Source organism: Roseofilum halophilum BLCC-M91 (genome assembly GCF_030068445.1).
Taxonomy (GTDB): Bacteria; Cyanobacteriota; Cyanobacteriia; order Cyanobacteriales; family Desertifilaceae; genus Roseofilum; species Roseofilum halophilum.
In genome coordinates, this window is the sequence record NZ_JAQPOK010000065.1 from 1 (window position 1) to 14,715 (window position 14,715).

At 46.2% G+C, this 14,715-nt stretch carries 15 protein-coding genes and 1 pseudogene; 5 read left to right on the plus strand and 11 right to left on the minus strand.

Features of this window, described 5'->3' with window-relative positions; all coding sequences use genetic code 11:
- Positions 1-246, plus strand: a pseudogene (locus PJF56_RS07550) (Uma2 family endonuclease); the annotation flags it as partial.
- A 77-nt stretch (positions 247-323) separates the two neighbouring features.
- A complete protein-coding gene (rdgB, locus tag PJF56_RS07555) occupies positions 324-899 on the plus strand; it encodes an RdgB/HAM1 family non-canonical purine NTP pyrophosphatase (RefSeq protein ID WP_283762042.1) in 576 nt (191 codons plus the stop codon).
- Positions 900-1,232: 333 nt separating this feature from the next.
- On the opposite strand, the gene PJF56_RS07560 is transcribed toward rdgB, so the two are convergent.
- Both PJF56_RS07560 and PJF56_RS07565 read right to left on the minus strand, forming a co-directional pair.
- Positions 1,233-1,571, minus strand: a complete 339-nt coding sequence (locus tag PJF56_RS07560; protein ID WP_283762043.1) for a P-II family nitrogen regulator — start codon at positions 1,569-1,571, stop codon at positions 1,233-1,235.
- Positions 1,572-1,673: 102 nt separating this feature from the next.
- Positions 1,674-2,309, minus strand: a complete 636-nt coding sequence (locus PJF56_RS07565) for a hypothetical protein (RefSeq protein WP_283762044.1) — start codon at positions 2,307-2,309, stop codon at positions 1,674-1,676.
- A 126-nt stretch (positions 2,310-2,435) separates the two neighbouring features.
- On the opposite strand from PJF56_RS07565, the gene PJF56_RS07570 reads away from it, so the two are divergent.
- On the plus strand, positions 2,436-2,897 hold the full coding sequence (locus tag PJF56_RS07570) for a regulatory protein RecX (RefSeq protein ID WP_283762045.1): 462 nt from the start codon (positions 2,436-2,438) through the stop codon (positions 2,895-2,897).
- A 91-nt stretch (positions 2,898-2,988) separates the two neighbouring features.
- On the opposite strand, the gene PJF56_RS07575 is transcribed toward PJF56_RS07570, so the two are convergent.
- Positions 2,989-3,498, minus strand: coding sequence for a M23 family metallopeptidase (locus tag PJF56_RS07575; protein ID WP_430540876.1), 510 nt, complete (start codon positions 3,496-3,498; stop codon positions 2,989-2,991).
- Positions 3,499-3,795: 297 nt separating this feature from the next.
- Here PJF56_RS07575 and PJF56_RS07580 point away from each other — a divergent pair, with 297 nt between their 5' ends.
- Entirely contained in the window at positions 3,796-4,161 is a 366-nt protein-coding gene (locus PJF56_RS07580; protein ID WP_283762047.1) for a DUF6464 family protein, read from the plus strand.
- Positions 4,162-4,177: 16 nt separating this feature from the next.
- Here PJF56_RS07580 and puuE read toward each other — a convergent pair whose 3' ends face one another.
- The 7 genes from puuE to PJF56_RS07615 form a co-directional block, all read right to left on the minus strand.
- Positions 4,178-5,104: an allantoinase PuuE gene (puuE, locus tag PJF56_RS07585; RefSeq protein ID WP_283762048.1), complete on the minus strand. Its 927-nt coding sequence runs from the start codon at positions 5,102-5,104 to the stop codon at positions 4,178-4,180.
- A gap of 18 nt (positions 5,105-5,122) precedes the next feature.
- Complete coding sequence (locus PJF56_RS07590; protein ID WP_283762049.1) at positions 5,123-5,485, minus strand: slr1659 superfamily regulator; 363 nt, start codon at positions 5,483-5,485, stop codon at positions 5,123-5,125.
- 84 nt (positions 5,486-5,569) lie between these two features.
- Positions 5,570-6,145 (minus strand): slr1658 family protein, encoded by a 576-nt coding sequence (locus PJF56_RS07595; RefSeq protein WP_283762050.1) that lies wholly within the window; start codon positions 6,143-6,145, stop codon positions 5,570-5,572.
- Between the two features lie 142 nt (positions 6,146-6,287).
- The gene (locus PJF56_RS07600; RefSeq protein ID WP_283762051.1) at positions 6,288-7,178 is read right to left on the minus strand and encodes a GGDEF domain-containing protein; all 891 of its coding nucleotides are present in this window, start codon (positions 7,176-7,178) and stop codon (positions 6,288-6,290) included.
- A 13-nt stretch (positions 7,179-7,191) separates the two neighbouring features.
- Positions 7,192-8,880, minus strand: coding sequence for a SpoIIE family protein phosphatase (locus PJF56_RS07605; RefSeq protein ID WP_283762052.1), 1,689 nt, complete (start codon positions 8,878-8,880; stop codon positions 7,192-7,194).
- Between the two features lie 30 nt (positions 8,881-8,910).
- Positions 8,911-10,476: an ABC transporter substrate-binding protein gene (locus PJF56_RS07610; protein ID WP_283762053.1), complete on the minus strand. Its 1,566-nt coding sequence runs from the start codon at positions 10,474-10,476 to the stop codon at positions 8,911-8,913.
- A 188-nt stretch (positions 10,477-10,664) separates the two neighbouring features.
- Positions 10,665-12,197 carry an ABC transporter substrate-binding protein gene (locus PJF56_RS07615; protein WP_283762054.1) on the minus strand — a complete coding sequence of 511 codons (1,533 nt, stop codon included), beginning with the start codon at positions 12,195-12,197 and terminating at the stop codon, positions 10,665-10,667.
- A 29-nt stretch (positions 12,198-12,226) separates the two neighbouring features.
- Here PJF56_RS07615 and PJF56_RS07620 point away from each other — a divergent pair, with 29 nt between their 5' ends.
- A complete protein-coding gene (locus PJF56_RS07620) occupies positions 12,227-13,729 on the plus strand; it encodes a DEAD/DEAH box helicase (RefSeq protein ID WP_283762055.1) in 1,503 nt (500 codons plus the stop codon).
- A 47-nt stretch (positions 13,730-13,776) separates the two neighbouring features.
- Here the strand turns inward: PJF56_RS07620 and PJF56_RS07625 are convergent, their stop codons facing one another.
- A complete protein-coding gene (locus PJF56_RS07625) occupies positions 13,777-14,715 on the minus strand; it encodes an Rpn family recombination-promoting nuclease/putative transposase (RefSeq protein ID WP_283762056.1) in 939 nt (312 codons plus the stop codon).

Genomic DNA, 14,715 nt, shown 5'->3' on the forward strand with positions numbered 1-14,715 from the left:
GATACCATTGTATCCCCTCAGTTTCCAGACTGGGTTGTATCAGTACAAGAACTGCTGAATCCGCCCTTAGTAGAAGGGTTAATTAAAGCCGAGCAAGAGAAACTGAAAACCCTAGAACAAGAAGCCGAGCAGGAACGCCAACGGGCAGACACTGAACGCCAAAGGGCAGACACTGAGCGCCAAAGAGCAGAAAAACTCGCCGATCGCTTGCGACAAATGGGCATTAATCCCGATGAATTAGAATAATGGGGTGGAAACGGTGGGCAGTGCCATACTTGCCTGCCACGCTTCCCGGTTTCTAGTTCCTTATCTGTAACTGTGCCATGAAATCTCTGGTCGTCGCCACGAGCAACCCCGGTAAATTAGAAGAAATTAAAGCCTATTTTGAGTCGCTCGATATTAACTTTCTGCCCAAACCCCCAGAATTAGAAGTCGAAGAAACGGGGGATACGTTTGTAGAAAATGCCTGCTTAAAAGCCTCAGACGTGGCTAAAGCCACGGGAGAATGGGCGATCGCCGATGACTCTGGACTCGCCATTGATGCGCTTAACGGCGCTCCAGGCATCTATTCTGCTCGTTATGGTAATACGGATACCGAACGGATTGAGCGAGTTCTCAAGGAATTAGCCCATGAAGAAAATCGCCGCGCTCACTTTGTTTGTGCGATCGCCCTTGCCGATCCCTCTGGAAACATCGTCCTCAGTAGCGAAGGCATTTGTCCCGGTGAAATTCTCCAAGCCCCCAGAGGAAACGCCGGATTTGGCTACGATCCCATTTTCTATCTTCCCCAACATCAACGTACCTTCGCCGAATTCACCCCAGAGATGAAACATCATCTTTCCCATCGGGGAGAAGCCTTTAAGGTCTTTTTACCTCAATTTCAACAGCTCTGGCACTAAGCCATTCACCCTAAAGAAACTCAAGCGCTCAGAGTCATTTCTCTGAGCGCCATAGCTGGCAATTGCGAGTAATCGAGCGGTGGACATCTGGCTGAGGATCGGTTCAGGCTGGAAGCATACCCATAAGAGCCTTCACGGAGTCAGCCTCAGCGATAAGCGATACAGCCCTTGGCACGGTAATGAGATACAACACCTTTAAGATCCCCCGTTCCAAGAGGCGGACTTTTACTGCCCCCTGTTTTAAGGGGAGTTGGGGGATCGCAATGTACGGCATAGAGCAAGGAAAATGCTGTAACTCTCCACTGCTGTCATCAGCTCACTGCAATCACCCTCTTAGATTGCCTCGTAGTCAGACTCTCCGGTTCTAATGCGAACCACCCTTTCCACAGGAGAAATAAAGATTTTCCCATCTCCAATTTCGCCTGTACGAGCAGCACTGATAATTTTCTCGACGACTAGATCGACTTGATTATCATCCACCACCACTTTGAGCAAGAGTTTTTGCAAAAACTCAACCGTGTATTCAGAACCCCGATATCGCTCCGTTTGACCCTTCTGCCGTCCGAAACCTCGGACTTCAGAAACCGTCATCCCCACAATACCGGCATTGACTAAGGCAATCTTCACTTCATCCAGTTTGAACGGACGGATAATTGCTTCAATTTTCTTCAAGGTTTTAACTCCTTAAGGGTTCGTTAATCAAATAGACTTGACTAGGACTGCATTTTACTATCACCCGTTGGCAATAGAATTTTGTTACATGCTTTACGAAATTTACTTTGGATTGCCTTCTCCAATCAAGGGGCGCACAATAAGAAAGCTAGCTGTTCCTGCCATAGCCGCAATGACAAAGATGGCGATCGCCAAACCAATACCATTCAGGTCAGAGGAACGTTCTGGGGCGCTAGGATGGGGATAGGGGCGTTGTTGCTCTTCGCTAAATAAGGGTAAATCCTCTGGAGAAGGGGGTAAATCGACCGGCGGATCGCTATCTTCCGATTCGGGTGCAGCAGCCGGGGGGTTCTCCACCCTCGATTCTGGCGTAAACGTCGGTTCTGAGGTTAACGATTCAGACCCAGCTTGGCGAAGCGGGGAAGGCGGCGCAACCGCTATACTCGGTTCATAGGCATGGGCAATCTGTTGCAGGCGCACGACTGAGCGCACTAACTGCTCGATTTCCCCCCGCAACTGTTGATTTTGCTGAACCAGTTGTTGATTCTGCTGTTGTAGACTATCGAGCATGACTTGCTTTTCTTTCACCTCACTGGCTAAATCCCGATACACTGAAATCGGGACAGAAGGCGAATACTTCTGAGAGGGAGCGGCCGTTTCATTTGCTGTTTGGCTCTTCGTCGGTTCAGAAGGCGTTGCCTGCTTCCGAGGAGGCGGCGTATAAGGTAAAGAAGTCATAAGCTTTTACCGAAGGTCGTATTTGTTATTAGAGCAATAATCGGTCGGATTCGTCAAGAACTGAGACTTAAAATAAAGTCAAGAAAAAATACGCCCCCTATTGTTGCTGATTTTCTTCCTTCAACTATGACTTGTCAGACTTACTTAAATCTTCTTCTCTCTCGCCGAGATTATAGCGTTAAAGAACTGGAAAAAAAAGCCCAAGATAAGGGCTTTTCTCTTGAGGAAATTACGGAGGTGATCGCCCACTTACAGGATTTAGGCTATCAATCGGATCGACGATTAGCCAGCAACTTGATTGAAGGCGGCAAAGGCAAATACGGAAAAGCGGGCATTCGTCGTAAATGTTTAAACAAAGGGATTTCCCCAGAAACCTTTGAACAAGTTTGGCATCAGCAACCCGAACCTGCAGACGATTTAGCTGAAACCCAAGCCTTACAAGCCAAAGTGGAACGCAAGTATAAAATTACCGATTGGACTGACCTCGATCGCCAAACCCAAGCTAAAGTGTACCGTTATCTACAATATCGCGGGTTTAACGCCAGTGAAGTTTTGGATTACTGGCGATCGCCATCGGGTCATGATTAACCATCTAATGTTATAATAGATCCAAGAATAAAGGTTTGAGAGTCCTAGGGGTCAAGATCCTTGGGGCTTTTTTTTAGGGCAGATAGAAAAATTAACGTCCAGCAATTCGGGATTGAGACATGGCCAATAAAATCATACCGGGATCGACCCATTGACCAGCGTATTTCAAGCCCCAATGCAAATGGGGGCCACTCGTTCGTCCCGTCATACCCACTCTACCAATGCGATCGCCAGAATTCACCATCTGACCTTCCCAAAGAACAATCCCCCCTCCCTGATCGATTAAATAGGGACGGCCTTGATGGGTTCCCACCCGTCCCTTCACATGGCAATAAATATGCTCCCAATATCCCGACTCAATCACAATTCCCGTACCACAGCGATTATCCTCCCACACTTCCACCACTCGTCCTGTCCACCAATTGCGAATATAGCTGCCATAGGGAGCCGCCAAATCTAAACCATAGTGATAGCCTCCAGAACGAGGCCCAAAGCCAGAGGTATATTCGACAAAATTCTCCACCGGAAACCAGGCACTCTGCCAACCGCTCATCGCAGCCATAGGCATAGACTCAACCACCTGACCTCGATCGATCTCCATACCTTGAGACGGCAACCCCGTTGCATTCAACCCCAAAGTCAAACCTAAGCCTAACACGGCTTTCCAGAACCCTAATCCCAATTTATGTGCTACCATAATTCCCCTTCTGCGATCGCTGTTGATAATCGACTAAAAATTTATATTTAGACCCTTCTCATGGCCATTGCCATCATCCGGATATCCCAGATTATGGCTTAAGTTCGTCTAGATTTGATAAAAAATCTAAAATCTAGACTGTCATAACCCATTCAATGCGATACCGTAAAAGATTGTTGTACGCAGATTACACGATTATCAATGGAACCTGATTCATTGCCCACAGAAATCATCCTCACCCATTCCCGCCAGCCCCTGGGCAAAATTCAACTGGACTGGACTCCACAACCCGGAAACTATCTTCATCTTGAAGGCAAAACCTATACCGTTCTAGAACGTCGTCATCGCTATACCCTCAAATCCGGCCAATATCGCTTACATCAAATTGCCCTCTATGTTCAACCCTCCTCCCCTCCCAGCGAACAAAGTTTAGTCAATGGGCGGTGGATTATTGGCGATAGTCGTTGTCGCTTTAATGCCTTATCTGAATTAATTCGTTGTGCAGTCTATCCAGAAGGCCCCTGTTCTACCTGTAGATTCTATGAACAGCGAAACCCTGATGCTTAGAAACATCTTCATCGCTCTAATAATTAGGATCATGATCTTCGGGATAATGATATTTATGCCAATGACGGGCAATATCAACCCGACGACAAATCCAAACTCGCTCCTGTTGTTGTACATAATCTAAAAAACGAGCTAAAGCAGCCCCCCGTCCCGGTCTTCCCGCTAATCGACAATGGAGACCAATACTGAGCATTTTCGGACTCTCTTCCCCTTCTGCGTACAACAGCTCAAAGGCATCTCGCAGATAAGTAAAAAATTGATCCCCACTATTAAACCCTTGGTAAGTGGCAAACCGCATATCATTAGTATCTAGAGTATAAGGAATGACTAAATGGGGTGCGCCATACTCCATAATCCAGTAGGGTAAATCATCGGCATAACTATCAGCATCGTACAAAAAACCCCCAGCTTCTACCACCAATTTACGAGTCTGGGGACTCACTCGACCTGTATACCATCCCAAGGGACGAGATCCAGTAACTTGTGTATGAATATCTATAGCTTTCTGGATATGTTCCCGCTCGATTTCTTCACTGATATACTGATAGTCAATCCAGCGATAACCATGGGAGGCGATTTCCCAGTCTGCTTGTTTCATGGCAGCTACAGCTTCCCGATTGCGCTCTAAGGCCATCGCTACCCCATAGACAGTGACAGGTATTCCTCGTTGGGTAAACAGGCGATGGAGTCGCCAAAATCCTGCTCTGCTGCCATATTCATAGATCGATTCCATGTTCATATCGCGAACTCCGTATAGTGGAGTCGCTCCAATGGTTTCTGAGAGAAACGATTCAGAATGGGAATCTCCATGAAGAATACAGTTTTCTCCACCTTCTTCGTAATTAATCACAAACTGAATCGCAATTTGCGCTTGATTTGGCCATCGAGGATTGGGAGGATTCTGGCCATAACCAACAAATTCACGATGAGATTGAGGGAGCATAACCCAAGTCCAAATGGTTTATTCAATTTCTAAGGTTAACGAAGGCATTAACCGTTGTAAATTTTTCAGAGATTTTCCTTGCCAAGGAATACTTTTTGATCCTTTGACAACCATGTTGATCTCTTTTTTCTGACGTATTTTGATCACAAATTTAGAGAGCATACTAATCCCTGAACTATTCAAAAATTCTAATTCAAGGAGATTTAACGTGATCGCAGGAGGTTCTTGGTTGGCGATCGTTTCTAAAATATTAACAATCGGGGCATATTCCTCCATACCACTCAAACGAAGAGAGCCTTGAAAACTAATGGTGGTCGTTTCTTTATCATAGTCTACTGTATATTCTTCCGTTTTAATGCTTTCAATGGGTTCAGTAGTCATTCATTTATTCTCCTTGCTGTTTAGATATATGATGGCTGCTGTATGGTCTTCAACAGGACTAAAAATGATCGATGATAAAACCGCTTAAATGGGCAATTGTACCATAGTCGTTACTTTAATTACTCCTGGATAATCTGGAACGGTTTCAAATTTCCATCCGAGTTTGGCTAAATAGTCGTTGAGCATGGTCAACAATCCTAATCCAGAATTGGTACTTTCCTCTTCTTGGACACTTTTTTCCAATTGTTCAACGTACAAAGTACCCGGATCGACTTGTTCTATTTTACGCAAGAAACTTTGAAATCGATCGACATGGCTAGGGGGAATACTATTGGAGATGATGAATAGGATTTCATCCGATCGGACTTGAAGGCGAATGCTGATGGGAAATTCTGAAGTTTCATCATTAAACTTCATGGCATTTTCTAGTAACTCGTTGGCAATGTAGCTGACCGCACTTTTAACTTCCGCTTGTTGTTGTTCTGTAATATCATCTTTAGCGGGGAAAAAGGTGGTCAGGTAGTCAGCCAGAAAGTCGGCGGATAAGCCGTTGTTGCGCCAACGCTGTTTCAAGGGAACAGAGCTGGGTGAAAATCCAATAATTAAGTATTCTGGACTTTCCGGTAAGTTATCGATGTAGTCACCAAAAATTTCTGCCATGTTTGAGTTCACCTTTGACCATTTTTATCACTCTACTGGGTTAATATCAATGTATAGATCGTAACTTCTTCTCCTAAAATTGGGGGATATAGGATAGGACTTGTTTATTGTACTATGGATATTTCAGTTGAGATCGGGGAATTTAAGGGGCAAGGATGACGCGATCGCGTCCTTGGTTTTTGGCTTGGTACAAAGCCACATCAGCCGCTTTCATCAATTCTGAAGGGGTTGAGCCATGAAGAGGATAGCAAGCAACGCCTACGGAGATAGTGACTGGGGCTAACCGTTGTCCTTGATGATGAAGCTCAAGATCTTTAACCTCTTGGCGTACTTGTTCGGCCAAGTGGGCGGTTTCCTCTAGATGGCGATGAGGTAGGATCAGGGTTAATTCTTCCCCACCATACCGAAAGGCCAGTCCAATCTGTTTAACTTGCTCCTGTAAACACTGGCTGACTGCTTGTAGCACTTTATCCCCTGCGTCATGGCCAAACGTATCGTTAAACACCTTAAAATAATCAATATCAAGCATCACTAACCCTAAGCAGGAGTGATTCCGGCGAGCATGATCGAGTTCTCTTTCTAGGACTTCTTCAAGGTAGTGACGGTTATATAATTGAGTTAAACCATCATGAATGCTTTCTTTATGGCTTTGTTCTTCAATAAAATCTCCATGCTCGGTAATGGTCTCTAAAATAATTTCTAAATCTTCTTTATCCCTAGAAACTATTTCCAGAAGACGCTGAAGTTCAATTTTTGAGCGTTCGAGTTCTTTTTCGATTTGCTTGCGCTCTAAAATTTCTGCCCGCAGTTGCCGATTAGATTCATGGAGAAACGCTTCTACCGTATCTGAATGATCGACGGTATTTTCTAAGAGGATTTCTAAATCATATTTTTCTTGTTTCAGAAGGGCAATTTCTTGACGAAACTGTTCAATCTCTTGTTGATATTGACGGAGAGATTGAGGGGAAACATCCATAGCCGTAAACGTTCCAGAATAGGACAGAGTAGACTCGACGGAAGATTCAAGACTCATAGGCTCTATTTTATCAGTATGAAGGTTGTCGTTGCTTTAGCACCAATAAGGTGATATCGTCATAGATTTTCTGTTGGTCAATATGACGCAAGATGTCTTTGATGATATCTTGTCGAATGGCTTCGGCGGACTTTTGCCAATTTTGACTGAGAACTTCGCACAGACGATGTACTCCATAGTGTACTCCATCTTCATTCTCTGCTTCCGTCACTCCATCAGTATAAAGAACGACTATATCTCCGGGATTTAAGTGGATTTTTTCCTCGGCGATAAAGGAGGAAATATCAGAATCTAAACCAATAGGAAACCCTAGATCTATGGTATCTATGCGTTCAATGATGCCTCCTGCACGCACAAGAATTAGCTCTTCATGTTGGCCACTGAGCTTTAGGATTCCTTCGTGATAATCCAGGAGCATAAATGTTAAGTTTTTATCCGTTTTCATGCGCTCAACGTTATTATAAATGGTGCGATTGAGGGCATTTAAAAATCTAACGGGATCGGTTTCGTTGTTGGCAAGTAGGGCACGGACGGCAGCTTGTACCATAATCATGACTACGCCACTTTCTAAGCCATGGCCGGTGACATCGCCAATACCAATTTTGATGCGTCCCTCCTGTTCAAGAACATCGTAATAATCGCCACCCACTTCGGCGGCGGGTTTCATGTATCCGGCAATTTCTAAACCCAGAACTTTACTGAGTTCTTCGGGTTTAGGCAGAATCATTTGTTGAAGTTTACGGGTGACTTCTAATTCGGCTCCCATCCGTACATTTTCTTGTTGTAGGCGGTGATTGAGGGCGGTGATTTCTTGATTGGCTTGGGCGAGTTGGGCGGTGCGTTGGACAACTTTGGCTTCGAGGGTTTCAAAGGAGGTTTTGAGTTGGCGACTCATGTGGTTGAAGGTTTGGGCTAAGATGCCGACTTCATCTTGACTGCGGACTTCAACGTGGGTGTCTCGATCGCCTTGAGCAACCCGTTCTACTGCTTCTACTAATTCAGCAATGGGGGCGGTAAGATGGCGAGCTAATATCCATCCGAGGAGGAGAGCGAGGGGGAGGGTGATGAAAAAGGTGATGGAGGCGATCGCCCGCGCTCGATATTCGCTCTCTCTGACGGGGGTAGCATCGAGTTCAATGGCTAAAATTCCGTCGGGGCGACCAATGGAGTTGATAATGGGAGCATAGCCATAAACCACCAATTCTCCCCTAGCATTGGTGAAAAACTGGCTCTCTACCTTCGGTTCTTGAATATTTTCTAAACTATCTGCCAATAGGGGAGTTACGGGCGTTAAGGGCGTGCCTATGGTGCGGATAGAGGCAGGAGGTGGGGCATAATCCATGATGACTGCGATTTCCCCTTCCTTGGTTTCCCGGAGCGTATAGATCCGCTTAATGGAGTCGCTCATGGCTTGAATCTCTTGAAGTCGCTGTTGGGTGATCTGATAATAGGAGCTGACGCGATCGCTAGGCGTAACAATCAGAGCATGAAAATCACTATCGATCTGGGGAACCGACAAGGCAGTAATATCGTGTAAACGCTCCTTAATCGCTTGCCGTTGGGCCCTTTGAAATTGTAGATATAAGCTCAACGTCAGTGAACCTGCCACTAGGGTAATCAGCAAAGAATAGGCCGCTGTTAACTTGGCGCTTAAACTCCAGCTTTGAGTCACTTTTGACCATCGAGCCATAGAAATTAACACAATTTTCCCTCCTCTGTGGAACCCCCAAGGCTATTTAACCCCAATCGTGGCTTGATAGGCTTGTCCTTGGGCCTCTCGTCCCACGTCATCAGTAATCTTTTCCCAGCCTTGTTCAATCTCTGCCATGGCTTGGTCTGTGCTGATTTCATCCCTGAGATAAGCTGCCAGCACCCGATCTAAGACTTCCTGTTGATAGCGGTTATTGTAGGGAACGCGCAAATCTAACACCACATTGGCACTGCTCAAACTTAATCCAATTGCCCCTAGATATTTCTGCGCTGTTGCTTCACTCATTCCCGCTTCTAACCATAAGTTGAGCTGGGAGTATTGGGAAAAGCGATAGGGATTAAACCCAGTTGCACCGATGGTCACATCGACATTGGATTGGGCGGGTTGACTCATATAAGATAAAAAACGATAGGCTGCTTCTTTACGGCGCTCATCACTGGCAGCATTCACCGCTCCCGACCATCCACCAAAGGCAGCATAGGGAGCATGGTTAATACCATTAATGGCATAAGGACAAGTCACTTTATCGCAGGGGACTAATTCTCCAGTTTCTCGGTCTAGAATTTCCCGCGAACCGGGAGTGATGTCTGCACCGACTTTATCTATCACTTGGGAAATTTCTGGGTCAATGATAATTGTGCCGGTATCTCCCCAATCTAAGGTGAGGGCACAGCGACCGGACGCAAACAAATCACGTACGTCATGGATAGCCAGATTGGGTTCATTGGGCGGCCCGTATTGGGTCGTTTGTTTATAAATTTCTAAGGCTTTAGTAAAGGCTTCATTGTTGACCAAGGGTTTCATGGTTTCTGGGTCAAAAAACATCCCTTGGCGAGTGCCTTGATTTTGAACAAAGGGGCTGAGAATGGAGCCAAACATCCAATAGGCATGGGAGTTCGGTTTTTTGGCAATACAGGAGCCATAGTCGGGTTCACCATCGCCATTGAGGTCTTTTCCGTCAAAGGTTTGGGCGATTTCTAGATAGTCATCCCAGGTTTTGGGGGGGTTGAGTCCTGCTTGTTCGAGGAGGTCGGAGCGATAGTAGACCATTTGAAAGTCGCCATCGAGGGGTATGGTGTAGGTTTTTCCGTCGTAGGTGGCGCTAAATTCTCGGAAAAAGGGGGCGATATCGCTCCATTCTAGGGCGGGGTCGTTGGCGATGTAATTGTCTAATTCTTCTAAGTATCCGGGGGCGGCAAAATCGACCATCCACTGGGGCGCAAATACAATTAAGTCATATTGTTTTGTCCCTTGGCTTAAGTCGTCGAGAATGGTTTGATAGAGTTGGCCAAAGGGAACAGTCATCACATTGATTGTTGCTCCCGTGAGTCGCTCAAAGTCTGGCGCACGACGGTTGAGGGGTTCGTATATGGTGGGGCCAACTTCGGTTAAAACGGTTAGGGTTACGCCTTCGAGGGATGGTTCAGGAGGGTTAGAAAGGCTCTCCGAGGGAGGTTCAGCCACTGGAGGCGGGGGGGGGGTAGTATTGGGATTACAGGCGCACAGGGCTAAACTTAATCCTACAGGTAGGATAGATTTTTTTAGGCGATCTAATTGTGGAAAACAAGGGAAAGAGTGGAGTAACATGGCTGTATATTTTACCTACCTCGATTAGGCTTAAGCCCTAAAGAATCAATATTTTTAGGGATGAAGAAAGAATAATTACGGGTTAGGATTCCCTAATCACCGTATCATAGTCTTTTCCTTGAGAAAACAGTAGGGGAGATCGCTTTTTAGGTTTAGAATATTCTCTTGTTTCTGTATCGTTTTTATGTTTATTGAACTCCGATACTCGCTTTATAAGCTTTTTTTTGCGCCTCTCGTCCCACTTCGTTGGTAATTTTTTCCCAGCCTTGTTCAATTTGTCCTATGGCTTCTTCGGTTGTAATTTCATCTCTAAGATAGGCTCCTAGGACTGGATCTAAAACTTCCTGTTGATAGCGGTTATTGTAAGGAACGCGCAAATCTAACACCACATTGGCACTACTCAAACTTAAACCAATTGCAGCTAAATATCTCTGGGCCGCTTCGGTACTCATTCCTGCATCGATCCACAATTTTTGTTGAGAATATTGGGAAAAGCGATAGGGATTAAATCCGGTTCCGCCAATGGTAACATCCACATTGGCTTGTGCGGGTTGACTCATATAAGATAAAAAAGCATAGGCCGCCTTCTTGCGGCTTTCGTCACTATCCGAATTGACCGCACCTGACCATCCCCCAAAGGCAGCATAGGGCGCGTGATTGACACTATCGATCGCATAGGGACAAGTCACTTTATCACAGGTTACTAATTCTCCGGTTTCTCGGTCTAAGACTTCCCGCGAACCTGGGGCAATATCTGCACCTACTTTATCAATGACTTGGGAAATTTCTGGGTTAATCACAATCGTTCCTGTATCTCCCCAATCTAAGGTAAGGGCACAGCGTCCAGAGGCAAATAAGGGGTGAACTTCATGGGTGGTTAGCTCTAATTCATTGGCAGGGGCATATTGGGTGGTTTGTTTATAAATTTCTAAGGCTCTAGCAAAGGCTTGATTATTGACCAAGGGTTTCATGGTTTCTGGCTCGAAAAATATGCCTTGACGAGTGCCTTGATTTTGGATAAAGGGACTGAGAATGGAGCCAAACATCCAGTAAGATTGGGCGTTGGGTTTCTTGGACATACAGGAGCCATAGTCGGGTTCTCCATCGCCATTAAGGTCTTTTCCGTGGAAGGTTTGGGCGATTTCTAGATAGTCATCCCAGGTTTTGGGGGGGTTGAGTCCTGCTTGTTCGAGGAGGTCGGAGCGATAGTAGACCATTTGAAAGTCGCCATCAAGGGGTATGGTGTAGGTTTTCCCGTCGTAGGTGGCGCTAAATTCTCGGAAAAAGGGGGCGATATCGTTCCATTCTAGGGCGGGGTCGTTGGCGATGTAATTGTCTAATTCTTCTAAGTATCCGGGGGCGGCAAAATCGACCATCCATTGGGGCGCAAATACGATCAGGTCGTATTGTTTTGTCCCTTGGCTTAAGTCGTCCAAAATGGTTTGATAGAGTTGACCAAAGGGAACGGTGATGATGTTAATCTTCACTCCGGTGAGACGCTCGAAGTCGGGGGCACGACGGTTGAGGGGTTCGTATATGGTGGGGCCAACTTCGGTTAAAACGGTTAGGGTTACGCCTTCAAAGTTGGCTACTGGGGTGCTGGAAGGGCTAGGTGTGGGAGTTTCGGTAACGGGAGCAGGTGGAGTCTGGCAAGCATATAGGGCTACACTAAGACCGAGGGGGAGGATGGATTTTTTGAGGCGATCGAGGGAAAGAGGCATGGTTTAATGATTTCTAGACGGGTGAATTTATGACTCGTATTCCCAAGTTAACTTACGATCGCGGCACATTAATTTTGCATCCCCCACCGAGGGGCACAAGTTGGGTTGATTATGCCACTTGGGATGACCGGGTGGAAAAGTTTCGTATTTTGGCGATTCATTATCGCCGGTTACTGGAAACGTTATGGGAGGAGGAGGCGGTATTTGAAGACCGGGCAAAGGAATTTTATCCAGTGGAGTTGATCCCAGCTTTGGAAATGACTCCCTATCCCCACCAGGTGGAGGCGCTGCAAGCGTGGCGGGATGCCCAACGTCAGGGGGTGGTGGTTCTGCCGACGGCTGCGGGAAAGACCTATTTGGCGCAGTTGGCGATGCAGATTACGCCTAGGACGACGTTGATTGTTGTGCCGACGTTGGATTTGATGCATCAATGGTATGCCCATCTGAAGGCGGCGTTTCCGGATGTGGAGGTGGGTTTGTTGGGGGGTGGATCGCGCGATCGCTCTCCTGTCCTTGTGGCAACTTATGATAGTGCGGCGATTCATGCGGAGGCTCTGGGGTCTCGCTATGGGTTGCTGATCTGCGATGAGTGTCATCATTTACCGACGGAGTTTAGTCGAGCGATCGCTGAATATGCGATCGCCCCCTATCGGTTGGGTTTAACGGCAACTTTGGAGCGAGCAGATGGACGACATCGAGATTTAGCCTTTTTGTTGGGGGAGACGGTGTATCAGAAAACGGCGCAAGAGTTATCAGGTAAGGCTTTAGCGCACCATGAGGTGGTGCAAATTAAGGTGAAGCTCTCGCAACAGGAGAAGCAGCGATATGAGGCATTAATTGAAGAGCGGAATCAATTTCTGCGATCGTCTAATATTTTCCTCGGTTCCGTGAAAGGCTGGCAACTCTTTGTCCGCGCTAGTTGTCGCTCTTCGGAGGGTCGTAGAGCGATGTTAGCCCATCGCGAAGCCAAGGCGATCGCCCTTTCCACCGACAGCAAACTCCGCGTCCTTCAAGACCTCCTCAGCCAACATTATCCCGAAAAAATCCTCATTTTCACCGCCGATAACGCCACCGTTTATCAGATCTCCCAAACCCTCCTCATTCCCGCCATTACCCACCAAACCCCCGTCAAAGAACGCCATCATATTCTCACCCGTTTTCGTCACGGCGAATATAAAATCCTAGTCGCTTCCCACGTTTTAAATGAAGGCGTTGATGTTCCCGATGCCCGCATCGCCATCATCCTCTCCGGAACCGCATCTAAGCGCGAATATATTCAACGGTTAGGGCGAGTCTTGCGGAAAGGTTCCCAAAAAAATAAACAAGCCATCCTCTATGAAGTCATTGCCGAAAACACCGCCGAAGAGCGCACCTCAGAACGTCGCCGAGGAGAACCGAAAAAAGCCCCAACTTCCCCCACTCCCTTACGCCTAATTTATGGCAAAGGAGAGGAGCAAACCCAACGAGCAGCAGAATCTTCTTCATCCTATTCAACAGAAACAACAGATGAAAATGATGTAGACCATCCCTAGCCAACTATCGTGCTGTATTGGATTTTGACCAAAAGAGTCTGCCCACCCTACCCACTATTTTCGGCTAACCAATGGGATAAATCGTCTAGAGTGGTTAATTGAAAAATAGCCACACCCAGTAACTCTAACTCAGACAACGATAACGCTTCAATCTGGGCTTTCAGAGTCGGTTCTAGTTCCCCAAAACGCTGTTCGAGTAATCGCAAGATTAATTTCAGTTGTCCCGAAAATTCTCCCTCTTCGCGTCCCTCTTCGCGTCCCTGTGCAAGTCCATCTATTCTCGCTTGCACCGCGTAACCTTGCTGGTCTAGTAGCCAGATTTCATTTTGGTGTAACTCTTCTGCTTCCTTTGGGCTTAAATTAGCTCGATTAGCAATTTCTAGAGCTTTACCAATTTCGGCCACTTCTTCTAGACGACTGGGAATCATCTGTAAATTAGGTGCTTCTTTCATAAAATAAATCCATTTGTCAGTCAATGTTTCCAATTCTTCCAGTGATTTATTAAATTTTTGCAATTCTACAAAAATGAGTTCTATCTGTTCGCCCGGATAGTCGAATGATAATTTTTTTTCCTTTAAGCAAAACTGCGTGATAATGGGGTCAACCTTTGGAAACAGAGGAAAATCCACAATCGTTAGGGAAATCACCGGTTGCAGTCGGGTATAGCTTTGGGCAACACTGAGTTGATTGCCATAGGTTTTAGCACAGTTATATAAGACTCGCTTTTTGAATGCAGGGGTATTGTATAACTGCATTTCGATCAGTACCGTTGTGCCGTTGCTTAAGATGGCTTTGACATCGAGATAGCTGTCTTTGATGATTCTAATCTCACTTTGATTAGAAGGATCGATAATGTCTAGGTCAGTAATTTCTGAGCGACCTTCATAGATGAGGGCGTTTAAGAAGCTAATGAGGATATCTTTACTTTGTTGGGAACCAAAGATACGCTTAAAGGCAAAATCGGTTTTGGGGCTGATAAATTCCAT